General features: G+C 71.6%; 27 protein-coding genes. 19 read left to right on the forward strand and 8 right to left on the reverse strand.

The window, feature by feature from the left end:
- Nucleotides 1–60: 60 nt before the first annotated feature.
- From AB0I71_RS29155 to AB0I71_RS29200, 10 genes are all read left to right on the forward strand, one after another.
- Nucleotides 61–858, forward strand: coding sequence for a fumarylacetoacetate hydrolase family protein (locus tag AB0I71_RS29155; protein ID WP_357590026.1), 798 nt, complete (start codon nucleotides 61–63; stop codon nucleotides 856–858).
- Nucleotides 855–1784, forward strand: coding sequence for an acetaldehyde dehydrogenase (acetylating) (locus tag AB0I71_RS29160; RefSeq protein WP_357590028.1), 930 nt, complete (start codon nucleotides 855–857; stop codon nucleotides 1782–1784). The genes AB0I71_RS29155 and AB0I71_RS29160 overlap by 4 nt, the downstream gene beginning before the upstream one ends.
- Nucleotides 1781–2836, forward strand: coding sequence for a 4-hydroxy-2-oxovalerate aldolase (gene dmpG, locus AB0I71_RS29165; RefSeq protein ID WP_357590030.1), 1056 nt, complete (start codon nucleotides 1781–1783; stop codon nucleotides 2834–2836). The genes AB0I71_RS29160 and dmpG overlap by 4 nt, the downstream gene beginning before the upstream one ends.
- Nucleotides 2833–3606: a fumarylacetoacetate hydrolase family protein gene (locus AB0I71_RS29170; protein WP_357590032.1), complete on the forward strand. Its 774-nt coding sequence runs from the start codon at nucleotides 2833–2835 to the stop codon at nucleotides 3604–3606. The genes dmpG and AB0I71_RS29170 overlap by 4 nt, the downstream gene beginning before the upstream one ends.
- A gap of 174 nt (nucleotides 3607–3780) precedes the next feature.
- Nucleotides 3781–4215, forward strand: a complete 435-nt coding sequence (locus AB0I71_RS29175; RefSeq protein WP_357590033.1) for a RidA family protein — start codon at nucleotides 3781–3783, stop codon at nucleotides 4213–4215.
- Nucleotides 4212–4736, forward strand: a complete 525-nt coding sequence (locus AB0I71_RS29180; RefSeq protein ID WP_357590035.1) for a 3-hydroxyanthranilate 3,4-dioxygenase — start codon at nucleotides 4212–4214, stop codon at nucleotides 4734–4736. The genes AB0I71_RS29175 and AB0I71_RS29180 overlap by 4 nt, the downstream gene beginning before the upstream one ends.
- Nucleotides 4736–5764, forward strand: a complete 1029-nt coding sequence (locus AB0I71_RS29185; protein ID WP_357590037.1) for an amidohydrolase family protein — start codon at nucleotides 4736–4738, stop codon at nucleotides 5762–5764. Before AB0I71_RS29180 ends, AB0I71_RS29185 begins: the two co-directional genes overlap by 1 nt.
- A gap of 151 nt (nucleotides 5765–5915) precedes the next feature.
- Nucleotides 5916–7379, forward strand: coding sequence for an amidase (locus tag AB0I71_RS29190; protein WP_357590039.1), 1464 nt, complete (start codon nucleotides 5916–5918; stop codon nucleotides 7377–7379).
- A gap of 70 nt (nucleotides 7380–7449) precedes the next feature.
- Nucleotides 7450–7734, forward strand: coding sequence for a hypothetical protein (locus AB0I71_RS29195; RefSeq protein ID WP_357590102.1), 285 nt, complete (start codon nucleotides 7450–7452; stop codon nucleotides 7732–7734).
- Nucleotides 7721–8134, forward strand: a complete 414-nt coding sequence (locus AB0I71_RS29200) for a DUF5130 family protein (protein WP_357590041.1) — start codon at nucleotides 7721–7723, stop codon at nucleotides 8132–8134. The genes AB0I71_RS29195 and AB0I71_RS29200 overlap by 14 nt, the downstream gene beginning before the upstream one ends.
- Before the next feature lie 82 nt (nucleotides 8135–8216).
- Here AB0I71_RS29200 and pepN read toward each other — a convergent pair whose 3' ends face one another.
- Entirely contained in the window at nucleotides 8217–10766 is a 2550-nt protein-coding gene (gene pepN / locus AB0I71_RS29205) for an aminopeptidase N (RefSeq protein ID WP_357590043.1), read from the reverse strand.
- A gap of 216 nt (nucleotides 10767–10982) precedes the next feature.
- On the opposite strand from pepN, the gene AB0I71_RS29210 reads away from it, so the two are divergent.
- From AB0I71_RS29210 to AB0I71_RS29225, 4 genes are all read left to right on the forward strand, one after another.
- Nucleotides 10983–11606: a disulfide bond formation protein DsbA gene (locus AB0I71_RS29210; RefSeq protein WP_357590045.1), complete on the forward strand. Its 624-nt coding sequence runs from the start codon at nucleotides 10983–10985 to the stop codon at nucleotides 11604–11606.
- Between the two features lie 351 nt (nucleotides 11607–11957).
- Nucleotides 11958–12200, forward strand: a complete 243-nt coding sequence (locus tag AB0I71_RS29215) for a hypothetical protein (RefSeq protein ID WP_357590047.1) — start codon at nucleotides 11958–11960, stop codon at nucleotides 12198–12200.
- A gap of 111 nt (nucleotides 12201–12311) precedes the next feature.
- Nucleotides 12312–13517, forward strand: coding sequence for a DUF1015 family protein (locus AB0I71_RS29220; RefSeq protein WP_357590049.1), 1206 nt, complete (start codon nucleotides 12312–12314; stop codon nucleotides 13515–13517).
- A 74-nt stretch (nucleotides 13518–13591) separates the two neighbouring features.
- Entirely contained in the window at nucleotides 13592–14059 is a 468-nt protein-coding gene (locus AB0I71_RS29225) for a ribose-5-phosphate isomerase (RefSeq protein WP_093411285.1), read from the forward strand.
- An 82-nt stretch (nucleotides 14060–14141) separates the two neighbouring features.
- On the opposite strand, the gene AB0I71_RS29230 is transcribed toward AB0I71_RS29225, so the two are convergent.
- Together AB0I71_RS29230 and AB0I71_RS29235 are read right to left on the reverse strand one after the other, a co-directional pair.
- Nucleotides 14142–14468 carry a hypothetical protein gene (locus tag AB0I71_RS29230; RefSeq protein ID WP_357590052.1) on the reverse strand — a complete coding sequence of 109 codons (327 nt, stop codon included), beginning with the start codon at nucleotides 14466–14468 and terminating at the stop codon, nucleotides 14142–14144.
- Between the two features lie 52 nt (nucleotides 14469–14520).
- The gene (locus AB0I71_RS29235; RefSeq protein WP_357590054.1) at nucleotides 14521–15753 is read right to left on the reverse strand and encodes a GNAT family N-acetyltransferase; all 1233 of its coding nucleotides are present in this window, start codon (nucleotides 15751–15753) and stop codon (nucleotides 14521–14523) included.
- Nucleotides 15754–15865: 112 nt separating this feature from the next.
- Between AB0I71_RS29235 and AB0I71_RS29240 the strand changes: the two genes are divergently transcribed.
- Nucleotides 15866–16405, forward strand: a complete 540-nt coding sequence (locus AB0I71_RS29240; RefSeq protein WP_357590056.1) for a hypothetical protein — start codon at nucleotides 15866–15868, stop codon at nucleotides 16403–16405.
- 85 nt (nucleotides 16406–16490) lie between these two features.
- Here the strand turns inward: AB0I71_RS29240 and AB0I71_RS29245 are convergent, their stop codons facing one another.
- Nucleotides 16491–16625: a hypothetical protein gene (locus AB0I71_RS29245; protein ID WP_357590058.1), complete on the reverse strand. Its 135-nt coding sequence runs from the start codon at nucleotides 16623–16625 to the stop codon at nucleotides 16491–16493.
- A gap of 52 nt (nucleotides 16626–16677) precedes the next feature.
- Here AB0I71_RS29245 and AB0I71_RS29250 point away from each other — a divergent pair, with 52 nt between their 5' ends.
- Together AB0I71_RS29250 and AB0I71_RS29255 are read left to right on the forward strand one after the other, a co-directional pair.
- Nucleotides 16678–17022, forward strand: a complete 345-nt coding sequence (locus tag AB0I71_RS29250) for a PadR family transcriptional regulator (RefSeq protein ID WP_357590061.1) — start codon at nucleotides 16678–16680, stop codon at nucleotides 17020–17022.
- Complete coding sequence (locus tag AB0I71_RS29255; protein ID WP_357590063.1) at nucleotides 17019–18077, forward strand: hypothetical protein; 1059 nt, start codon at nucleotides 17019–17021, stop codon at nucleotides 18075–18077. The genes AB0I71_RS29250 and AB0I71_RS29255 overlap by 4 nt, the downstream gene beginning before the upstream one ends.
- Nucleotides 18078–18110: 33 nt before the next feature.
- Here AB0I71_RS29255 and AB0I71_RS29260 read toward each other — a convergent pair whose 3' ends face one another.
- Both AB0I71_RS29260 and AB0I71_RS29265 read right to left on the reverse strand, forming a co-directional pair.
- Entirely contained in the window at nucleotides 18111–18746 is a 636-nt protein-coding gene (locus AB0I71_RS29260) for a response regulator transcription factor (RefSeq protein WP_357590065.1), read from the reverse strand.
- A complete protein-coding gene (locus AB0I71_RS29265; RefSeq protein WP_357590067.1) occupies nucleotides 18698–19978 on the reverse strand; it encodes a sensor domain-containing protein in 1281 nt (426 codons plus the stop codon). The genes AB0I71_RS29260 and AB0I71_RS29265 overlap by 49 nt, the downstream gene beginning before the upstream one ends.
- 136 nt (nucleotides 19979–20114) lie before the next feature.
- On the opposite strand from AB0I71_RS29265, the gene AB0I71_RS29270 reads away from it, so the two are divergent.
- Nucleotides 20115–21128, forward strand: a complete 1014-nt coding sequence (locus AB0I71_RS29270; protein ID WP_357590069.1) for an acyl-CoA desaturase — start codon at nucleotides 20115–20117, stop codon at nucleotides 21126–21128.
- A gap of 21 nt (nucleotides 21129–21149) precedes the next feature.
- On the forward strand, nucleotides 21150–22058 hold the full coding sequence (locus tag AB0I71_RS29275; protein ID WP_357590071.1) for an alpha/beta fold hydrolase: 909 nt from the start codon (nucleotides 21150–21152) through the stop codon (nucleotides 22056–22058).
- A 35-nt stretch (nucleotides 22059–22093) separates the two neighbouring features.
- Here AB0I71_RS29275 and AB0I71_RS29280 read toward each other — a convergent pair whose 3' ends face one another.
- Both AB0I71_RS29280 and AB0I71_RS29285 read right to left on the reverse strand, forming a co-directional pair.
- Nucleotides 22094–22375: a hypothetical protein gene (locus AB0I71_RS29280; RefSeq protein ID WP_357590073.1), complete on the reverse strand. Its 282-nt coding sequence runs from the start codon at nucleotides 22373–22375 to the stop codon at nucleotides 22094–22096.
- A gap of 32 nt (nucleotides 22376–22407) precedes the next feature.
- Nucleotides 22408–22980 (reverse strand): hypothetical protein, encoded by a 573-nt coding sequence (locus tag AB0I71_RS29285; protein WP_357590075.1) that lies wholly within the window; start codon nucleotides 22978–22980, stop codon nucleotides 22408–22410.
- Nucleotides 22981–23132 lie beyond the last annotated feature (152 nt).

The following is a 23132-nucleotide window of genomic DNA, read 5'->3' on the forward strand; positions in this document are numbered from 1 at the left end:
AATCATCAGGCGCAGTGCGGCCGTGCCTCATGACGGCACGCAGCGGAGCGGAGTGGCGTCATGAGCGATGTCGAATTGGCGGCCCGGGAACTCTCCGAGGCCCGGGCGGGTGGGAAGCCGTGTCCGCCGGTGCGGGGGCGGTTGCTGCCGGAGGGGGACGTCGAGGCCGCGTACCGGGTGCAGCAGCGCCAGGTGGGCGAGTGGCTGGCGTCGGGGCAGCGCCGGGTGGGCGCGAAGATCGGGCTGACCTCCCGGGTGGTCCAGGAGAGCTTCGGGGTGTACGAACCGGACTTCGGAGTGCTCACCGACGCGATGGCGGTGCCCGACGGTGCGGAGGTGGCGATCGGCCGCCTGCTGCAACCCCGGGTGGAGGCGGAGGTCGCCTTCGTGCTCGGCACCGACCTGCCCGACGAGCGGGTCACCACCGCCGACCTGCTGCGCGCCGTCGACCATCTGCTGCCGGCCATCGAAATCGTCGACTCGCGGGTCGCCGGCTGGGACATCTCCATCGTGGACACCGTGGCGGACAACGCCTCCAGCGGCCTGTTCGTGCTCGGCACCACGCCCCGCCGGCCGGCCGAGGTCGACCTGCGGCTGTGCGGGATGGTCCTCGAACACGCAGGTGAGCCGGTGTCGGTGGGCGCCGGGGCGGCCTGCCTGGGCAATCCGTTGCACGCGCTGGCCTGGCTGGCCGGCACGATGGCCCGCTCCGGTGACCCGCTGTGCGCCGGGGACGTGGTGCTCTCCGGAGCGCTCGGCCCGATGGTGGCGGTGACCCCCGGCGCGGCGTACGAGGCCCGGATCTCCGGCCTCGGCTCGGTGCGGACCTGCTTCTCCTCCAGGGAGGTTGACGGATGACGGGCGTGGCGGTGATCGGGTCGGGCAACATCGGCACCGATCTGATGATCAAAGTACTGCGGTTGTCGGATTCGCTGCGGATGGTGGCGATGGCCGGCATCGACCCCGCCTCCGACGGTCTGGCGCGGGCCCGACGACTCGGCGTGGCCACCACCGCCGAGGGCGTGGCGGGCCTGGTCGCGATGCCCGAGTTCGCCGACGTGGAACTGGTCTTCGACGCCACCTCGGCCGGCGCGCACCGGCACAACGACGCGGTGCTGCGCGCGCACGGGCGTACCGTGATCGACCTGACCCCGGCGGCGATCGGCCCGTACGTCGTACCGCCGGTCAACCTGGAGGAGCACCTGGGCGAGACCAATCTCAACATGGTCACCTGCGGTGGGCAGGCGACGGTGCCGATCGTCGCCGCGGTGCGGCGGGTGACCGCTGTCGCGTACGGGGAGATCGTCGCGTCGATCGCCTCGCGGTCGGCCGGCCCGGGCACCCGGGCCAACATCGACGAGTTCACCGAGACCACGGCGCGGGCCATCGAGGTGGTCGGTGGGGCCGATCGAGGCAAGGCGATCATCGTGCTCAATCCGGCCGAACCGCCGCTGCTGATGCGTGACACCGTCTACTGCCTCTGCCCGGACCCCGACGCCGACCGTGACGCCATCGCCGACTCCGTCCGCGACATGGTGGCCGCCGTGCAGGAGTACGTGCCCGGTTACCGACTCAAGCAGGACGTGCAGTTCGACCGCGTCGACACCTACGTGCCGTCGCTGGGACGGCAGCTCACCGGGTTGCAGGTCTCGGTCTACCTGGAGGTCTCCGGTGCCGGGCACTATCTGCCCGCGTACGCCGGGAACCTGGACATCATGACCTCGGCCGCGCTGCGCACCGCGCAGCGGCTGGTCGCCCTGCGGGCGGAGGTGCTGGCCCGATGACGGAGCTGTACATCCAGGACGTGACGTTGCGTGACGGCATGCACGCCATCGCGCACCGCTACACCGTCGACCAGGTCCGCACCATCGCCGCCGCGCTCGACGCCGCCGGGGTCGCCGCGATCGAGGTCGCCCACGGTGACGGTCTGGCCGGGTCCAGCGTCAACTACGGCCACGGCGCGGCCAGCGACGCCGACTGGATCGCGGCGGCGGCCGAGGTGATGACGAGGGCGAAGCTGACCACCCTGCTGCTGCCCGGCATCGGCACCATCGCCGACCTGAAGGCCGCCCGGGCGCTCGGGGTGACGAGCGTCCGGATCGCCACCCACTGCACCGAGGCCGACATCTCCGCCCAGCACATCTCCTGGGCCCGGGAGAACGGCATGGACGTGGCCGGCTTCCTGATGATGTCCCACATGAACGACCCGGCCGGGCTGGCCGCGCAGGCCAAGCTGATGGAGTCCTACGGGGCGCACTGCGTGTACGTCACCGACTCCGGCGGCCGGCTGCTGATGTCCGACGTCGCGCAGCGCGTCGACGCGTACCGGCAGGTCCTCGAACCGACCACCCAGATCGGCATCCACGCCCACCACAACCTCTCCCTCGGGGTGGCCAACAGCGTGACCGCCGTCGAACACGGTCGGGTCGCCGGCGACGGCCCGGTCGGGTCGCCGACCGGCCGGACGGTCCGCGTGGACGCCTCCCTCGCCGGCATGGGCGCCGGTGCCGGCAACGCCCCCTTGGAGGTCTTCGTCGCGGTCGCCGAACTGCACGGCTGGCAGCACGGCTGCGACGTCTTCGCGCTGATGGACGCCGCCGACGACATCGTCCGCCCGTTGCAGGACCGGCCCGTCCAGGTCGACCGGGAGACCCTTTCCCTGGGGTACGCGGGGGTCTACTCCAGCTTCCTGCGCCACGCCGAACGTGCCTCGGCGCGCTACGGCGTGGACGTCCGTTCGATCCTCGTGGAACTGGGCCGACGCCGGATGGTCGGCGGGCAGGAAGACATGATCGTCGATGTGGCGCTGGACCTGGCTGGCAAGGAGACCTCATGATCGGGCCGGACATCGCCGGGATCGCCGAGACGCTCGGCACGGCCGCCGACACGGCCACCCCGATCGCTCAGCTCGCCGCCGAGACCGGGCTGGACGTCGACGCCGCGTACGCGGTGCAGACCGCCCTGGTGCAGCGTCGACTGGACCGTGGGGAGCGGCTCGTCGGATTGAAGATGGGGCTGACCAGCAAGGCGAAGATGGCCCAGGTCGGGGTGGACGAGGTGATCTGGGGCCGGCTCACCGACACGATGCGGATCCCCGACGGCGGCACGATCGACATGGCCGATTTCATCCATCCCCGGGTCGAGCCGGAGGTGGCGTTCCTGCTGGACCGGCTGCCCGAACCCGGTGAGCCGGTCGGTGACTTCACCGACGCGGTCCGGGCTGTCGCGCCGGCGATCGAGCTGATCGACTCCCGGTACGCGAACTTCACCTTCTCCCTGCCGGACGTCATCGCCGACAACACGTCGGCAGGTGCGTTCGTGATCGGGCCGTGGTCGCCGGTACCGGACGGGCTGGACAACCTGGGTGTGTTGCTGGAGATCGACGGGCGTCTGACGCAGGTGGGCTCGACGGCGGCCATCCTCGGCGACCCCCGACGGGCACTCGACGAGGGCATCCGACTGGCGGGGCGGCACGGGGTGCGGCTGCGTGAAGGCTGGGTCTTCCTGGCCGGCGCGGCGACGGCTGCTGTTCCGTTGCGTGCTGGCGCTCATGTCCGGGCTGTTGTCGAGAAGCTCGGTACGGCTTCGCTGCGGAGTTCGTCGTGATCGGGTCGGTCCTGGTGGGGGTTCCGGGCAGCCCGACCGGCTCCGGGCGGTCAGGCTCGATCCCTGCGCCGGTCGGGCTGCCCGGAACCCCCGACGTGGTCGGGGTCCGTGCGCCGGTGTCAGGTGGGTTGGGCCTGGGGTGGGTGCTGTCCGTCCGGTTCTCGGGGAGGTGTCGTGAGCGGGGGTGACGGGGCTCGGGTTGTCGCCGGGAAGGCGGTTCCTCGGGGGGCTTTTCCGCATGTGAAGGTGGCGGGCGGGTTCGTGTTCGTGTCGGGGACGTCGTCGCGGCGGGCGGACAACACGTTCGCGGGCGTGTCGGTGGACGAGTTCGGCACCACCGATCTGGACATCCGGGCGCAGACGCGGGCCGTGATCGAGAACATCGCGGACCTGCTGCGGTCGGTCGGCGCCGAGCTGACCGACCTGGTCCAGGTGACCACCTATCTGGTCAACATGAATGACTTCGGTGGATACAACGAGGTGTGGGCGGAGTTCTTCGACGCGACCGGGCCGACCCGGACGACTGTCGCCGTGCACCAGTTGCCGCATCCGCACCTGCTGATCGAGATGCAGGCTGTCGCCCTGCTCCCAGAAGGAGGCCAGTCATGAGTGAGATTGCCGAGCCGTTCAGCTTCCCCGGGTGGATCGCGCAGAACCAGCACCTGCTGAAGCCGCCGGTGGGCAACAAGGAGATGCTGCCCGGGTCCGAGGACTTCATCGTGATGGTGGTCGGTGGGCCGAACCAGCGAACCGACTTTCACGTCGACCCGTACGAGGAGTTCTTCTACCAGGTCAAGGGCAACATGCACATCAACCTGATGCTCCCCGAGGGCCCGCGTACGGTGCACGTGCGCGAGGGTCAGATGTGGATGTTGCCGCGGAACACGCCGCACTCCCCGCAGCGGCCGGAGGCCGGCTCGATCGGGATGGTGATCGAACGGGTACGCGAGGAGGGGACACTGGAGAAGTTCCAGTGGTACTGCCCCGAGTGCTCCCACCGGGTGCACGAGGTCGAGTTGCAGGTGCGGGACATCGCCGCCGACCTGCCACCGGTCTTCGCGGCGTTCTACGCCGACGAGTCGGCGCGTACCTGCGACAACTGCGGCACCCTGCACCCGGGCAAGGGCTGATGGCGGTTCCGGTGCCGTCGGTGTCTCCAGTGGTGGACGTGCACACGCACGTCGTACCGAAGGGATGGCCGGACCTGGCCGCGGCGTGCGGCGGGTCCGGCTGGCCCTGGCTCCGGATCGACTCGGAGCGCGCCGCCATGATCATGGTGGGGGAGACGCCGTTCCGCCCGGTCGGCGCGGAATGCTGGGACGCCGACACCCGGCTGGCCGACATGACGGCCGACGGGGTCGACGTGCAGGTGGTCTCGCCCACACCCGTCTTCTTCTGCTACGACCGCCCGGCCGACCAGGCGGTGAAGGTGGCGCGGATCTTCAACGACCTGACCCTGGAGGTCACCGCCGCCGGCGGGGACCGGCTGCTGCCGTTCTGCCAGGTGCCGTTGCAGGACCCGGACGCGGCGTGCGCCGAGGTGGACCGCTGCCTCGCGGCCGGCCACGTCGGCGTGGAGATCGGCAACCATGTCGGTGATCGGGACCTGGACGACGCCGGCATCGTGACGTTCCTGACCCACTGCGCCGAGGTCGGTGCGCCGGTCTTCGTGCACCCCTGGGACATGGCCGGCAGCCCCCGACTGAACCGCTGGATGGCCCGCTGGCTCACCGGCATGCCCGCCGAGACCCACCTGTCCGTGCTGGCGATGATCCTCGGCGGAGTGTTCGACCAGGTGCCGGAGACGTTGCGGATCTGCTTCGCCCACGGCGGTGGCAGCTTCCCGTTCTGGCTGGGGCGCGCCGACAACGCCTGGCACCGCCGTGGCGACCTGGTACGCGGTGCCTCCGCCGCCCCGCCCAGCTCCTACGTGGACAGGTTCTACGTCGACTCGGTGGTCTTCTCGACTCCGTCGCTGCGACTCCTGGTGGACACCATGGGTGCCGAGCGGGTGCTGGTGGGCAGCGACTACCCGTACCCCCTGGGTGAACGCCCGGCCGGTGCGGTGGTCCACCAGGCCGACTTCCTCACCGACGCCCAGCGCGCCGACCTGCTCTCCACCAACGCCCTTCGCTTTCTCGGCCGAGGCGACACATAGCGACTTCCTCCACCACGACCGGGACCTCGACCTCGTGGCGGAGGTCGGTGGTCCACGGTGGGAGTGGGGGTCGCCACCGGGCACCCTTTCCTGAGGCCGTGAGGCTCGTGTCGGGGCGGCAACGAGTGCCCTGAGCGGGCAGGATGGCGGCATGGCCGAGCCGCACGACCTGACCGCGCTGGAACAGGCCGCCGCGATCGCCGGTGGTGAGCTGTCCAGCCTGGACCTCGTCGAGCATCACCTGCGGCGGGTCGACGCGCTCGGTGACACGGTCGGCGCCTTCGTCACAGTCACCCCGGAGCTGGCGCGCGAAGCCGCCCGCGCCGCCGACGCGAGCCCGGCCGACCGGCGTGGGCCACTGCACGGGGTACCGACAGCCGTAAAGGACCTGACCCTGACGGCCGGTGTCCGCACCACCTTCGGTTCGGCCGCCTTCGCTGACTTCGTACCGCCCGTCGACGCCGACGTGGTGCGCTTCATCCGGGCAGCGGGGCTGGTCAGTCTCGGCAAGACCACCACCTCCGAGCTGGGCTGTTCGCTGTACTCGGAGACCCTGGTGGCGCCGCCGGCGCGTAACCCCTGGGCGTTGGCCAACACCGCCGGCGGATCCAGCGGTGGCGCGGCGGCGGCCGTGGCGGCGGGCCTGGTGCCCGTGGCGCAGGGCTCCGACGGCGGTGGTTCCCTGCGGATCCCGGCGTCGCTGTGCGGGTTGATCGGCTACAAGCCCAGCCGCGGCCTGGTCTCCGGCGGGCCGCTCGGGTTCGGCGCCTTCGGCCTGCCGACCAGCGGCCCGCTAGGCCGGACCGTCACCGACGTGGCCGCGCTGCTGGACGTGCTGGCCGAGCCGGTACCGGGCGAGCCGTACCTGCCGCCGCCAACGCCGCCGGGCGGTTATCTCGCCGCCGCCCGCGCCGCCGAGCCCGGACGGTTGCGGGTCGGCCGGTTCACCGCCCCGATGCTCGCCGACGAACCGGTCCACCCGGACTGCGTCGCCGCGGTGGACCGGGCCGCCGCCTTGCTCGCCGCCGCCGGGCACGAGGTCGTCGAGGTGCCGGCACCGCTCGGTCCGCAGGTCTGGCCGCTGTTCGAGATCCTCTGGTACGTCCTCGCGCTCGCCCCGGTGCCGCCGCAGCGCGAGTCCGAGTTGCTGCCGTTGACCCGTTTCCTGCGGACTCAGGCCGCCGGGATCTCGGCTGGCACCCTCACCGCGACCCTCGGTGAGATCCAGGCGCAGGTACGCCTCGGCGCCCGCCGTACCGCCAGCTGTGACCTGCTGCTCTGTCCCACCCTGGCGGCCCCGCAGGCACCGATCGGCTGGTTCACCCAGGGACGTACCCCAGCGGAGGACTTCGACAGGCAACGCCGCTTCTCTCCGTACTGTGCGGTTTTCAACGTCACCGGCCAACCGTCCGTTTCGCTGCCGGTGGGCGTGACCGCCGAAGGGTTGCCGGTAGGCGTCCTGCTCACCGGTCAGTACGGCGACGACGCGAGGCTGATCGCGACCGCTGCGCAACTGGAGGCCTCCAGTGGCGGATGGGATCGGCACCCCGCAGTCTGGCGGAGCGTCGGCTCCGCTAACGTGAATGACAGCGGAGTCGGGAGGTCACCGCGGTGATCCGCCACCCGACCCGATCGAAGATCTCTCTTTCCGCCTGGGGGCGTTGGGATTGTCTGTAACCGACACGTTGCTGGTCTTCGTCGGCATCCCGGCAGCCATCGTGCTGGTGATCGCCGGCCTCGTCTACGCGGGTAGCCAGGGTGGTGGTGGCGGTGCCAAGCGTTACCGGCCGGGCCGGCCGTTCAACTTCACGCCGGTGTGGTTCCTCGGCCGCCCCGAGGAACTGGCCGACTCCGGGGGCACCGCGCTGTCGGTGGGGGCACAGGCGCCCGCGCTGACCAGCCGCACGCAGGAACAGGCCGGCGTCGAGGCGCCGACCGGTGGAACCGGAGGCGCAAGTGACCGTTGGTGAGAAGCAGCACGCGGCCGGGACGGAAACCCCGCCCGACGTGCTCGACGGGCCGTTCTCGACCCGCCAACTGCTGCGCATCGACGAGGCGCTGCGGCTGGCCGACCGGACGACCGGCCTGGTCTTCTCCGTCTTCGTCGGCGGTCTCGACGAGCCGATCCGGGAGCACGCCGAACGGCTGCACCGGCAGCTCGCCGAGCCTGACCGGTCGGTGCTGATCGCGATCTCACCCAATCAGCGGCAGCTGGAGATCGTCACCGGCCGGTACGCCCGCAAGCGCGTCCCGGACACGTACGCCAAGATCGCCGCTCTGTCGATGGTGGCCTCGTTCGGTGGCGGCGACCTGGCCGGCGGCATCATCCAGGGTCTCGACCAGCTCTCCCGCTACGCCGGCAAGGGCTGACCACTGCCGTACGCACGAGCCCGGTCCCCCGCAGGGGACCGGGCTCGTGTCGTGAACGTCTCAGCGGGGCCAGGCGGCGGGGTCAGGCCGTTCGGGCGTCCCGGGCCTGCGCGGCGAGGGCCCGAACCACCCCGTCGCGACCCTCGGCGACCAGCCGCCGCAGCGGCCCCGGGTGGCCCTCCTGCGCCAGCCAGGCGTCGGTGGCCTCGACGGTGTCGTCCTCCACCAGGTACGCCGGGTACAACAGCATGGCGAACTCCTGTGCCGGCTCGCTGTCCCGGGTCGCCCAGACCTGCCCGACCGTGGCGAAGTACCGGTCCCGGTACGGCCTGATCAGCTCCACCTGGGTGGGGTGGCTGAAGCCCTGCAACAGCGCCCGGTGCCGCCAGTTCGGCAGCGCCTCCGCGCCGGTCAACTGAGCCCACACGGTGGCCTTGTTGGCCTCGGTCGGCACCAGCGCGTGCGCGTAGGCGGCCTCCCGCTCACCGCTGGAGGTCTTGTCCCGGGCCAGCTCCGCGTCGATCTCCGGCGCGCCGGCCACGCCGTTGGCCACCAGCGCCTGCAACACGCTCCACCGCAGCTCGGTGTCGATCGTCAACCCGGGGGTCACCTGGCTGCCCTCCAGCCAGCCGCGCAGCACGGCCAGGTCCTCGCCGGACCGGGCCGCCGAGACGTACGCCCGGGCCCAGGCCAGCTGGAAGCCACTGCCCGGCTCGGCCGCGGCGAGCGCGGTCTTCGCGGTGCGGGCCAGGTCGGCCCAGCCGGTGGGCGCCCACTCCGGGTCGGCGTAGAAGGTGAGTGCGCTGCTGACCTGCCGCAGCGTCGCGGTGACCAGGTTGATGTCCGTCTCCGCCGGCAGCCCGGCCAGCACCAGCGCGACGTAGTCGCGGGTGGCCAGTTCGGCGTCGCGGGTCATGTCCCAGGCGGCGGTCCAGCACAGCGCCCGCGCCAGCGACGACTCGAGGCCGGCGATGTGCTGCACCACAGTGGCCATCGACCGCTCGTCCAACCGCAGCTTGGTGTAGCTGAGGTCGTCGTCGTTGAGCAGCAGCACATCGGCCGCACGCACGCCGGTGAGTTCGGTGAGTTCGGTGAGTTCGCCGTCGACGTCGACCTCGTACCGTTCGCGGCGCACCAACCGGCCGTCGGTGAGGTCGTAGAGGCCCACCCCGATCCGGTGGGTACGCAGGGTCGGGTGACCCTCCGGCGCCTCCTGACGGACCAGCACCTGCTGGTACGTGCCGTCCGCGCCGATGGTCAGCTCCGGGCGCAGCGTGTTGACCTGGGCGGTCTCCAGCCACTGCGAGGCGAAGGTGGTCAACTTGCGACCGGACGCGGTCTCCAACTCGGACAGCAGGTCGTCGAAGGTGGCGTTGCCCCAGGCATGCCGGGCGAAGTAGGCGCGCAGACCGGCCAGGAACGGCTCCTCGCCCACGTAGGCGACCAACTGCTTGAGCACGCTGGCACCCTTGGCGTACGTGATGCCGTCGAAGTTGACCTCGACCGCCTCCAGGTCTGGCATCTCGCAGTAGACCGGGTGGGTGGAGGAGAGCTGGTCCTGCCGGTAGCCCCAGTTCTTCCGGATGGACAGGAATGTCGTCCACGCCTCGGTGAACCGGGTGGCGTGCGTGTTGCACCAGTGGCTGGCCCACTCGGCGAACGACTCGTTCAGCCAGAGGTCGTTCCACCAGCGCATGGTGACCAGGTTGCCGAACCACATGTGCGCCAGCTCGTGCAGGACGGTGTTGGCCCGCTGCTCGTACTCGAAGTCGGTGACCTGCGAGCGGAACAGGTAGTGCGACTCGGCGTGGGTCACGCAGCCGAAGTTCTCCATCGCCCCGGCGTTGAAGTCCGGCACCCAGAGCTGGTCGTACTTGGGCAGCGGGTACCGCACCCCGAACTGCTCGTGGAAGAAGTCGAAGCCCTGCGTGGTGACCAGGTTCAGGTCGTCGGAGTCGAGGTACTGCGCCATGCTCGCCCGGCAGAAGTAACCCAGGTCGATGCCGTCGTGGGTGTACCTGACCTCGTGGTACGGCCCGGCACACAGCGCGGTGATGTAGGTGCTCATCCGGGCGGAGGTGGCGAAGTGCAGGGTCTTGTGGCCCTCGCCGGCCGCCTCCTCGCGCTCCACCGGCATGTTGGAGATCACTTTCCAGTGCTCCGGAACTGTGGCGTGCCAGGTGTAGACGCTCTTCAGGTCCGGCTGGTCGAAGCAGGCGAAGACCCGCTGCGCGTCGGCCGTCTCGAACTGGCTGTAGAGGTAGGTTTCACCGTCGACCGGGTCGACGGTGCGGTGCAGCCCCTGGCCGGAGTTGGAGAACGCGAAGTCCGCGTCGACGACGAGAGTGTTCTCGCTGGCCAGCCCGGTCAGCGTGAGCCCCTTCTCAGCTGAGAAGTCGGCCAGGTCCACCGGGGCGCCGTTGAGCGTCGCCGAGCGCACCGAGTCGGCCGCCACCTCGATGAAGGTGCTGGCCCCCGGTTCGGCACAGCGGAATTGCACCTCGGTGGTCGACCGGAAGGTACGACCGTCGGCGGCGTGAACGGCACTGGACAGATCCAGCTTGATGTCGTACCCGGTCACGTCGAGCAGGCGGGCCCGCTCGGTCGCCTCGACCTGTGTCAGGTTGCGCACTCCCGGCACTGTTCGTCTCCATCCCACTCTCGCCGTCCGTCACGGCCGCATGGTCCGTCGACCGCTCGTGACGGCCGGTCCGGGCCTGAGTCTTCCATGTACGGGTAGGTGGTGGTGGGCGAGGTCACGGCTCGATCCTCGCGCCTGTGGAACAGGGCGGAGCAAGATCGGAGGTACGCCGGTGAGCCGGCGTGACAATTGCGAAGGGATCTTGTCGTGAACGAGCGCGTCAGCGTTGACATGTGGTTCGATCCGATCTGCCCGTGGGCCTGGCTCACGTCCCGGTGGCTGCTGGAGGTGGAGCAGGTCCGACCCGTCGACGTCCGCTTCCACGTGATGAGCCTGTCGGTGCTCAACGAGGGGCGGGATCTGTCCGACGACTACCGGGAGCTGATGCGCAACGGGTGGGGGCCGGTACGGGTCTGCGTCGCCGTGCAGCAGCGACACGGCTCCGCCGCCGTTCGGGCGCTCTACACGGCCCTGGGCACCCGGATCCACCTCGGCAAGGAGCCGCTCGGACCCGAGCTGTACGTCGCCGCCCTGGCCGACGCCGGACTGGATCCGGCGCTGGCCGAGGCGGCCGGGGACAGCGACCTCGACACGCCGCTGCGGGCCAGCCACGAGGCCGGGATGGGGCCGGTCGGTACCGACGTCGGCACCCCGGTCATCCACGCTCCCGGGCCCGACGGCCGGTCTGTCGCCTTCTTCGGGCCGGTGATCACCCCGGCACCCAGGGGCGAGGCCGCCGGGCGGCTCTGGGACGGCGTCCTGCTGGTCGCCGGCACCCCCGGCTTCTTCGAACTCAAGCGCAGCCGCGACCTCGACCCCATCTTCGACTGACGTCGCCGTGGCGACGGTGACCCTTCGGGCCGGCCGGGCGTCACCGGTGCCTTCGTGGGTTCGTTTGACCGGGTGTCCGCGGTGAAACCGGCGGGCCGCACCCGTGCCCGTTGGCCGCAGTCCGCCAGCTCGTGGAGGCGCCAGATGGCCAGACACCGTGCCCCGGTCGACGACCCCCGGACTCGGGAGGAGGGCGCCGGCGGTGCGACGCCCAGGCCCGCGGTGCAGCTGAGCTGGCCGGCACCGCGACGGGACCGGTCCGACCGCTGGCCCGGGCCGCCCCGGCAGGAGCCCGCACCACCCCGGCCGGAACCGGGGCTGTCGCGGCCGGAGTCGATAGGGCATGCGCCCATGCCGGGACCACGACCGTCGGGTGACCTGCCGCCGGCCCGCCGCGACCGGTCCCCGAACTCGTCCGGGGTGCTGGCCCGGCCGACCGTGGTGGGTGTCGCCCGGGTTCCGGTCACCTCCCGCCTCACGCCGCCGGGCCGGGAACTGCGCAACCAGGGCCCACGGCCGGTCCCAGCGACCCGGCCGGTAGTGGTGCCGGCGGCCGGTGGCCGGCACCGGCGGGCGGCGGAGCCCGACCGATGACCCGGGGCTCCTGCTCCCTGGTGGCTGTCGAGCAGGAGCCCCGCTTTCATCTGGTGGGCTCAGGCGGGTCCGGCGGCGGCACCCGACGCGCCGCCGGTAGCGTCAACGGTCATGACGGTCGTGCATCCGATCACCCGAGCCTGGATCACCACAGGTGGTACCGGCGCCCAGAACTACGACGAGTTCGCCGACGACGCGGAGATCACCGCGATCATCGAGGCGAATCCGCACAGCGCCCTCGGCATCGAGATGCCGCACAAGGCCCCGGAGAGCCTCGGCAGGTCGTTCGCCGAAGCCCTGCCGGACGCGGTGAGCCGACTCGCGGAGGCGAAGGCCGACGGCAGCTACACCCCGGCGGAGCAGGTGGTGGTGCTGTACCGGATCAGTGCGCCGGGCGAGGAGACGGCCTACGGGCTGTTCGCCATGGTCGACACCGATCAGATCTCCACCCGCGCCGACGAGCCCGGCCTGGTCATCCGCAACGAGGACGTCTTCATCGCGAAGGTGCGCGAGCGGGTCGCGTTGGCCGAGGCGTTGGGGCACCTGCTCTCACCCGTACTGCTGCTGCAGACCGGGCGCGGTGACGAGCTGCACGCGGCGCTCGCGGCGGCCACCGACGCGGCCGGTGCGCCCGCCGCCACCGACACCGACCAGGCCGGACGTACCCACGCCATCTGGTTGGTCGGTCCCGGCCGGCAGCAGGACGACCTGACCGCGCTGGCCGGTGGTGGCGAGCTGGTCGTCGCCGACGGCAACCACCGCAGCCTGGCCGCGCAGACCGGTGGGATGTCCCGGTTCCTGGCGGTCGTCACCACGCCGGCCTCGGTGGCCATCCGGCCGTACAACCGCCTGGTCAGCGAGCTGACCACCACGCCCGAGGAGCTGCTGGAGCGGTTGACCGCGGCCGGTGCGCGGATCACCGCGCTCGACGGCCCCGCCGAGGTGCCGGCGGCCGGCGGCACCGTCGTGCTCCAGCTTCCCGACCAGGCGTACGCGGTGACGCTGCCGCACACCGGCGCCGGCCGCCTGGAGAACCTCGACCACGCCCTGGTCGAGCGGATGTTGCTGCGGGACGCCCTCGGTCTGGATCCGGGTGACAAGCGGATCACCTACGTCGGCGGTGACTACCCGGCGAGCTGGCTCACCGGTGAGGTCGAGGCCGGGCGGGCCGAGCTGGCCGTCCTGATCGCGCCGGTGACCGTCGACGACTTCGTCGCGGTGAACCTGGCCCGGGAGAAGATGCCCCGCAAGAGCACCTGGTTCACCCCGAAGGCGCGCGGTGGCCTGGTGGTCGCCGAACTGCCCGACCGGTCCTGACCCGTCCGGCCCGTCCCGTTCCGGCACCCCGCCCCGGCGGTGCCCGGTGGGACGGGCCTGACAGACTGCGCGGTATGCGCGTCTACCTGGGATCCGATCACGCCGGTTTCGAGTTGAAGGTGCACCTGGCCAACCACCTCGCCAAGCAGGGGTACGAGGTGGTCGACATCGGCCCGCACGCCTACGACCCGGAGGACGACTACCCGGCCTTCTGCCTGCACGCCGGCACCCGGGTGGTGGCCGACCCGGGCAGCCTGGGTGTGGTCATCGGTGGCTCGGGCAACGGCGAGCAGATCGCCTCGAACAAGGTGGCGGGGGTGCGTGCCGCGCTGGCGTGGAACGTCGAGACCGCCCAGCTGGGTCGGCAGCACAACGACGCGAACGTGGTCGCCGTCGGTGCCCGCCAGCACACCCTCGACGAGGCCACCGCCATCGTCGAGGCGTTCCTGACCACCTCGTTCTCGGGCAGCGACCGGCACGCTCGCCGCATCGCCCAGGTCGCCGAGTACGAGCGCACCCGGCAGCTGCCCGACCTGCCCTGACCCACGACCCCTGACGATCACACCGGATCCGGGGTCGGGCGGCCTCCGCTTCGGCGGCCACCCGCCCCTGGTCCGGGCCGGGTCAGCGGCGGGGCAGTTCGTCGCGCGGGGTCCAGTTACGGCGCACGATGACGACCCGCTCCGCCGCCTCGGCGAGATCCTCGTCGGTGGGCCGGGCGGCGTCCCGGGCCCGCATCGCGGCGGTCACACTCACCTGCGACGAGCCGGACCCGACCAACCCGCGCAGCCCCCGCTCGCCCTCCTCGGGAGCGCCGTTGCGTCGCCCACGCGGGGCGTCACCGCCGTCGTGCACCCCGGCAGTGGTGGCCGCCGCACCAGTGTCGGCTCCGCCGCCCGGAGCGCCGTGGTGCCGGTGTCGCCGCCGCCGCCGTTCCCCGCCATCCGCCACCCCCCGACCGTACCCCCACGGCCGTCACCCGACCGCCTCGCTGATCAGGCCGTCAGAAGATCTCCATGGCGGAGGGGGCCCGATGCCAGGTGAAGGCGGGGCTGGCGGCGGCGAGCGCGCCGGGGCGTAGCTCGCGCAGCCGACCGGTGTCGGCCAGCGCGGCCGGTGTCACGCCGCCGAGGAAGAGCTCGCCGAGGCAGCGTACGTCGCAGGCCAGGTCCGCCGGCCCGCTCGCCGGTGTGCAGGTGGCCTCGGCCGGTCCGCCGCGCAGCCGCCACCGGCCGGTGTTCTCCGGCAGCAGGTGGTCGGTCACCTCGATGACCACGTCGACGTCTGTGGCGTAGCGCCGGGCGGCCAGTGCGGCCGGCACGTCCACCACCCGTACCCAGAGCGCGTCGACCAGCCGGAAGTTGAGCCGGCGCGGTTCGTTCACCAACCGCAGCAGCGGCTCGTCCACCGCGGCCCGCATCCAGGTCAGCCGCCGGGTCAGGTCGAGCGAGAGCAGCATCCGCCAGATCGCCCGGTACGCCGTCGGGGTGCTCGCCACCACCTCGTCGACAGTGGTGAGGCTGTTCGGGCCGGCATCGTCCCACTCGGCCTTGGTGCGGAACAGCCCGTAACCGTCGACACCGTCGGGTCCCTCGTGCAGCACCACCCGCCGCTCGGTGGCACCGCCCCGGTGTGCCTCCGGGTCAACGAGCACGTACCGCCACCACCGGTCGTCCCGCGCCGACCAGCCGGGACGATCGGCGCGGGCCCGGTCGTACACCCGGGCCAGGTCGGCCTGTCGGTCGGCCGGCCGGTCCAGACGCAGCCGGCCCTCGTCCGGCGTCGATGCCGGCAGCCGCAGTTCGGTCGTCTCGCCGGAGACGTGGAAGCGCTGCGAGGCCAGGCCGTAGCCGAAGCGCGGATAGATCCGGCCCTCACTGGCCCAGAGCACCGCGACCGGCTCCCGGCGATTGTCGTGAATCTGACGCAGCTGGCGGTGCATCATCGCGGTGAGCAGGCCCCGCCGACGGTGGGTGGGCGCGACCCCCACCAGGGTGACGTGCGCCGCGGGCACCGCCCCGCCGGGTACGCCCAGGTCCCGGGTGTACGCCGCGGCGCTGGCCACCAGCTCCGATCCGTCGCGTACCAGCAGGGCCCGTTCCGGTTCGAAGATCGCGCGCTCGGCCTCGTGGGCCTCGGGTTCGACACTGTGATGGAACAGAGTGCCGAGGAAACGACCGATCTCGTCGTAGTCCTCGGCGCGGGCTGCCTCGATGGGCAGGGTGGAGGTGGTCACCGCTCGTGTCTAGTCGATAGGTGTGGGTAGGGCGACCGATTTGCGGGCTGGCTACCCTCGAAGTCTCCAGCGGCGTCCGGGGGCGTCGCCGGTGAAAGGGGGAGGCAACGACATGGCCGAGCAGACGCAGCCGTGGGCGGAGCGGACCGTCGAGGTGCCGCCGCAGCCCGGTGACGGGGTGCCGCCGCAGCGCGACCCGTACCGCCGTGGGGTGGCCCAGGTCGGTGCCCGCGCGCCGCGTACCGAGCCGTTTCCGACGGTGGAGCACGAGCCGACCGGCACCGGCTGGCCCGGCGAACCGGTGCCGCGCCAGCCGTTGAGCTGGCACGTGGCACGGCTGAAGCGGGGCGGTGAGTGGAGCTTCGCCGGCGCGCTGTTCGCGTTCGTGTGCTGGGGGATCTGGGCGATCTCCGGTGGCGGCGACCTCGTCGGACCGATCGTGATCTTCGTGCTGAGCCTGCTGGTCGCGGCCGGGTTGTTCACCCTGGCCAGGCTGCTCGGCCGGGTGGTGCTGGAACGCCAGTTGGGCCGGGTGCGACGGACCGCCCGTGGCGCGCACCTGGTCACGGCGGTGTTCCTGACCGGCCTCGGTGTCGCGTACCTGCAACAGACGCAGTGGATCATGGACGCCTGGAACTGGCTGACCAACTAGGTTGCCGGGTGCCCGGCCGCCGGGCGAGCCGGCCCGTCGGCCGGCCCGCCCGGGAGGTGGCCGCGGGGCACCGCGACCGAGGTCGTCACTCCACCAGGACGGCGGCCTGCTTACCCAGCCCGGCGCGATTCATCCCCGCTGGTGCGGTTTCCCGGACGCCGTCCGGCCCCGCCGCGACCGCCGGATCAGCCGTCTCCGCCGGCCGGATGACGCCGGACATCACCGACAGGTGACCCTGGTCAAGATATCTTGTCAGCCACTATATTGGGCGGATGAGTTCCGGGGCGATGACCGAACCGACCTTCTTCGTCCTCACCGCGCTGCTCGACGGCCCGCGTCACGGCTACGGCATCGTCGCCGAGGTGGCGGACCTGTCGCAGGGTCGGGTGCGGCTGAAAATCGGGTCACTGTACGGAGCCCTGGACCGGCTCGTCGGTGGCGGCCTGATCGAGCTGGACCGCGAGGAGGCCTGGCAGGGCCGGCTGCGCCGGTACTACCGGCTGACCGAGCGGGGACGCCACGCCCTCGACGCGGAGGCCCGACGGCTGGCCGCCAACGCCCGGCTCGCCTCGACCCGGCTGCGCCGACAGAGCCCGATCGAAGGGACGTCCGCATGAGCCGACTGGAGGAGCGCTACCGCCGGGTACTGCGGCTGCTGCCCGCCGGATACCGGCGGCAGTGGGAGGACGACATGGTCGCCGCCTTCCTGGAGACCATGCAGACCGGCGACGCCGAGACCGACGAGTACCTCGCGGACCACGGCCGCCCGAGCCTGGCGGAGGTGACGAGCGTCCTGTCCCTCGCCGCCCGGTTGCGGATCGGCGGGCCTGACGCACCACCACGCCCGTACGCCTGGGGGCAGGCGGTCCGCCTGGCGGTGCTGGCCGGCGTGCTGACTCAGGCGGTCATGGCCACCGCCGGTCTCGGCATCACACTGTGGCTCTCCGGTGCGCTGAGCTGGCTGCCCGCGCCCACCTCCGAATGGACTCTCGTCCCGCCCAGCAGCAGCTGGCAGGCCACCTTGACCGTCGCCGGGTACGCCTGGTTGCCGGCCTTTCTCGCCCTGGTCCTCGGGCACCGGCGGGTGGCCCAGGCCGTCGCCGCGATCGCCGTCGTGCCGCAGGGCATCGCGGTCGCCGTCGAGCAGGTCACCGGCCCGGTGCCGCTGACCGTGGCGCCCTGGGCGATGCTGCTGGTCGAGCTGCTGCTGGTTGTCGCGATGTCGGCCTTCCACCGCGACGCCGCCGCGGTGGCGCGCCGTCCCTGGCTGCTGGCCCTACCGGTCGGCATCCTCGCGGTTCCCGTGCCGCTGTTCGTCGCCCAGGCGACCACGTCCGCGTTGCGACTGCTGGACTGGCCGGGCCTGTGCTGTGCGCTGGTCGTCGCCGCGATGACGGTCCACCTGGTGGTACGGGCATTCCGCCCGCCGGCGCGCACCCTGCCCTGGTCGCTGGCGCTGGTGCTGCTCGCCACGACCGCGCTCGCCCTGCGGACCGCGACCCTGCCCGACATCGGCGGACAGGTGGAGCGCACGGCGCTGCTGACGGTCGCCTCCGTACAGATCGTCGCCGTCCTGGCGGTCGGCGTACCGCTTGCCGTCGTGGCGTTCCGGGCGCTGCGCCACCTGCCGCCGGTGTCGGCCGCCGTGGAGCCGCAGCACACCGATCCGTGACGTCGACCCACAGGTGCCGGTGCGCTCTCCGGGTCAGGCGTTGAGATAGGCCAGCACGGCCAGCACCCGGCGGTTGTCGTCCTCGGAGGGCGGCAGGTCCAGCTTGGTGAGGATGTTGTTGATGTGCTTGCTCACCGCCTTCTCGGTGATCCGAAGCTTGGTGGCGATGGCGGCGTTGGAGCGACCCTCGGCCATCTCACCGAGCACCTCCCGTTCCCGGACGGTGAGCACGGCCAGCGGCTCCCGGCGGGCGAGGAGCTGGGAGATCACCTCGGGGTCCATGGCGCTGCCGCCCGCGGCGACCCGGCGGACGGCGTCGATGAACTCGCCGACGTTGGAGACACGATCCTTGAGCAGGTAACCCACCCCACCCTGCGGGGTGCTGAGCAGTTCCCGGGCGTACAGGGGCTCGACGTGCTGGGAGAGCACGAGGATCGGCAGCCCGGGTATCCGGTTCCGGGCCGCGATCGCGGCCTGCAGGCCCTCGTCGGTGAAGGTCGGTGGGAGGCGGACGTCGACCACCGCCACCTCAGGCCTGTGCGTGACAAGCGCGGGTAGCAGGGCCGGGCCGTTGTCGACGGACGCGACGACGTCGAAGTCGAAGGCCGCCAGGAGCCGGGTCAGTCCGTCACGAAGGAGTGCGTGGTCCTCGGCGATGACAACGCGCACGGCAACTCCATGGTGACGACGGTGGGCCCACCAGGCGGGCTCGACAGCGCCATCGTGCCATCGAAGGCCGCGAGCCGCCGTTCGATACCGCGCAGGCCGGTGCCGGCGGCGGAGTCGGCGCCGCCGGCACCGTCGTCGGTCACCCCAATCGTCAGCCGTCCCTCGCCGTGCCGCAGCGACACCCACGCGTGGCGCGCGCGACTGTGCCGGACCACGTTCGTCAGGGCCTCGGCCACCGCGAAGTACGCCGCCGACTCCACAGGCGTGTCGAGCCGGCCGGGCAACTCGGCGTCGACCGCGATCGGCACGGGCAGGCTGAGCGCGAGTGCCCGCACCGCGCCCTCCAGACCACGTTCGGCGAGTACGGGCGGGTGGATGCCGCGCACCAGGTGCCGCAGCTCGACAAGCGCCGTACCGCTCGACTCCCGCGCCTCGGCGAGCATCTCGCGAGCTGCGGCCGGATTCCGGTCGACCAGTTCGTCGGCGAGACCGATCATCATGCCCAGCGAGACGAGCCGCGCCTGGATACCGTCGTGCAGGTCGCGCTCGATGCGGCGCAGCTCGGCGGCCTGAGCGTCCACCGTGCCGGCCCGCGTCACCGTCAGCTGGGTGACGCGCAACCGGAGTTCGGCGGCCCTGGTCGGCGCGAGGAGAAGCCTGTCGAACAGGGCGTCGACGCGACGCAGCCACGGAGCCGACCACAGGCCGACGGCGAGGATGGCGGCACCCTGCGGGACGCAGAGCAGGGCCTCACCCACCGATTCGACGGACCACACGGTGCCGTAGCCGTACCAGTCGGTGCCGAGCCAGATCCACAGCGGCGTCAGCGTCAGCCCCGCCACCCCGTACAGCGGAATGGCCAGCGCGACCACGCCGAGGACGATTCCGACGATGGCGCCCGGCACCAGCCAGGCGAGATCCCGCCAGGTGGCCGGGTCGGTGACAATCCACCGGAAACGGCGCCAACCGCCGGGCACGGCCCGCTCCGGAGAGTGACGGTACGGACGTGCCACCGGGACACCTGCCCGGGCGGCGAGCCGTCGCTCAAGATCAGCGCGCTTCCTGACCAGCGTCGTCGTCAACGGCACCAGCGCCATGCCGAGGAAGGGGACCGGGACCAGCAGCAACGCGACGACCGAGAGGACGAGCAGCGGAAAGTTCGTCAGCGCCAGACCGATCGCGGCCACGCCGGCAAGCACCGAACGCACCCCCTGGCGCACCCATGGGGCCATCCGTTCACCAGCTCCGGCCACGTCCACAGGCCATATTGTGCCCGCCGTGGCGGCCGTTCGTCGGTGGTGCCAGCACCCCCTTCGCGGAGGGGGTGGAACTCCTGACACGCAGGTCGTGAGGCGGTTTGCTGAGGCCATGACTACCACGACGAGCGGCAGCGACTTCGCCGCGCTCGCCCGCCGGATCACCGGAGCGGGACTGATGCGGCGCCGACCCGCCTACTACGTGCTCCGCCTGAGCGTCGTCGCGCTCATGTACCTCGGCGGTTGGACGGCGTTCTTCGTCATCGGCTCCTCCTGGTGGCAGCTGCTCACGGCCGTGTTCCTCGCCGTCACGTTCGCCCAGGTCGCACTCGTGGCGCACGACCTGGCGCACCGCCAGGTGTTCCGCACCAGACGACCCAGCGAAGTCGCCGGACTGCTCGTCGGGAATCTTGGCGTCGGGATGAGCTACGGCTGGTGGATGGATAAGCACACCCGCCACCACAACAACCCCAACCACGACGACCTCGACCCGGACGTCGCCCCCGAGGTGCTCATCTGGGCTGCCGAGGCGGCCACCGGCCGGCGCGGGTTGAAGGGCTTCATCACCCGGCACCAGGCGGCACTGTTCTTCCCCCTCCTCACGCTGCTCGCCGTCAGCCTCAAGGTGTCGAGCGTCAAGGCCCTGCGCGACGGCACGGTACGGCGTCGCGGTACCGAGAGCGCCCTGCTGATGCTGCACGCCGTCGGCTACCTCACCGCGCTGCTGGTGGTCCTCACGCCGCTTCAGGCCGTCGCCTTCCTGCTGCTGCACCAGGCACTCTTCGGCGTTTACCTGGGCCTGACGTTCGCCCCCAACCACAAGGGCATGCCGCACCCGACAGGCGACGAGGACTTCCTGCGCAAGCAGGTACTGACCTCCCGCAACGTGCACGGCAACTGGCTGACCGACGTGGCGCTCGGCGGGCTGAACTACCAGATCGAACACCACCTGTTCCCCGGCATGCCCACACCCAACCTGCGCAAGGCCCAACCCATCGTGCAGGCGTACTGCGCCGAGATCGGGGTGGCCTACGAACAGACGGGCCTCATCGACTCCTACCGACAGGCGCTGCGACACCTGCACGAGGTGGGCGCGCCCGCCCGCGCCGAACACGCGGCACGCTGAGCCCCGGATATCGTGCCGGTTGTGTTGTTCGAGCCGGTGTCGACGGAACTGTCCTTCGAGCATGACGGCGACGAACTGGTCGGTGACCTGGTTCGACCACCCACGCCGGGCCCGTACCCGGCGGTGGTCTTCGTCGAGGGCTCGGGACCCGGCGGGCGCGACCTGGGGGAGTGGCCGACCCGGCTGGCCGCCGCCGGCTTCGCCAGCCTCGCCTACGACAAGCCGGGTTCGGGTGCCTCGACCGGAGACTGGACCCGCCAGAGGCTCACCGACCGGGCCGAGGAGACCCTCGCGGCGGTCCGCGCCCTGCGCCAGCATCCGGACGTACGAGCCGACGCGGTCGCGCTGATCGGCCACAGTCAGGGTGGCTGGGTGGCCCCCCTCGCGGCGTCCCGGAGCGACACGGTCGCGGCGGTGGTCTGCGTGTCCGGTCCGGGCGTGGGCGTGCTGGCGCAGGAGGAGTACCGGCTCCGTCACCAACTTCCCGCCGAGGGCTTCACCGAGGCGGACGTCGAGCAGGCGTTGACGCTGCTCCACGAGCAGATCCGCCGGGTACGCTCCGGCGACGACCCGGTACGCGTCCACGCGGCCCAGGCACCCTGGCACACCGCACCGTGGTACACGACGCTGGCCGGCACGACACCCCCGTCGATCGCCTTCCTCGCCGGCATCGCCGACCACGATCCGACCACCGCGCTCAGGTCACTCACCTGCCCCCTACTTGCCATCTACGGCGCCGAGGACCTGCTCGTACCGGTGCGGGAGAGCGCCCGGGTCGTCGCCACCATCCTTCGCGAGGCCGGCCACGACGACCACGAGATCGTGGTGTTCCCCGGTGCCGACCACAACCTCCGGGTCGGCACCGCCCGCGCCCCCGGCTTCGACGAACTTGTCGTCACCTGGTTGCACCGCCGGCTCTACCACCGGTGATGGCGTCCCCGGTGTCGTTGCCCTTTGCTCTGCCGTCACTCCGCCAGATAGCCGGTGGCGGGGTCGATCTCGGCGAGGAACTCGCGGATGGCCGCCTCCATCTCGGCGCGGCTCATCACCGAGCCGTCAGACCGGGACAGCCCGAAGCCGTAGTCGTGCGGCCCGCTGAGCCAGTCGAAGTCGTACGTGCCGGCTGCGCCCGCCCGGGCCTGAACCCGGAAGTCCTGCCCGTCGACCGTCACCATCACGGGGTCACCCTGCTCGTGGCCGGGCCGCAGGTGCTCGGGCTGCACACCCGGCTCCGGTTCACCGGACACGGCTACTCCAAGAGATCGTGACGAGTGGGGCATCAGCGACCACGCGCCAGCTCCTCGACCTGGGCGAAGCTCTCGACGCGGTCACACTCATCATCGGTCAGCTTGTTGATCAGTGCCTTGCCGGCCTGGGCCTGCCGGGTGGTGGGCAGCGCACCGGCGACGAGTTCCGGCAGCACCAGTTCGTAGCCCACCCGGGCCCGGGCCGAATACCGATGACGGGTACGCGCCACCGCACTCGCCACCCGCAGGGCATGCTCGTTGCCCGGCGGCACGTGCTGACGGTCCACCTCCCGGGCACCGAACCGCATCCGATGGTGGAACTCGCACGTCTCGCACCCGGCCGGCCCCCGGGTCAGCCGTGCCCCACAAGCCGGACAGCTCAGCCGGTCGAGCGCGCCGTCGACGGTCCGCCAGTCGTACGCCGCCGGGTCATCGACCACCAGCCAGGCCAACTCGACCGCCTCGGACGAATCGGGGTCGACATCGAGGTCGACGGCAAGCCGCTCCCACGCCCGCCGAATCTCCGTCTCGATTTCAGCGACCACACGACCCAGCAGCGCACTACGCCAGGTGCGAGAGACGCTGGTCGAGGAATCGCCGGTCACGGCGGCAATCGTGACAGCACCACACCCACCGGGGCGACCACATTCCACTGTCTCGTCGTGCAGTGGAGCGGCTGCACGCGCCTCTTGCCCTGTTGCGCAAAGATCAAGGTGGTCACGCAACGGCTTACCCGGGAGGTGGGGTGACTCGGCGC

The organism is Micromonospora sp. NPDC049891, assembly GCF_040660295.1.
In the GTDB taxonomy this organism is placed as follows: Bacteria; Actinomycetota; Actinomycetes; order Mycobacteriales; family Micromonosporaceae; genus Micromonospora.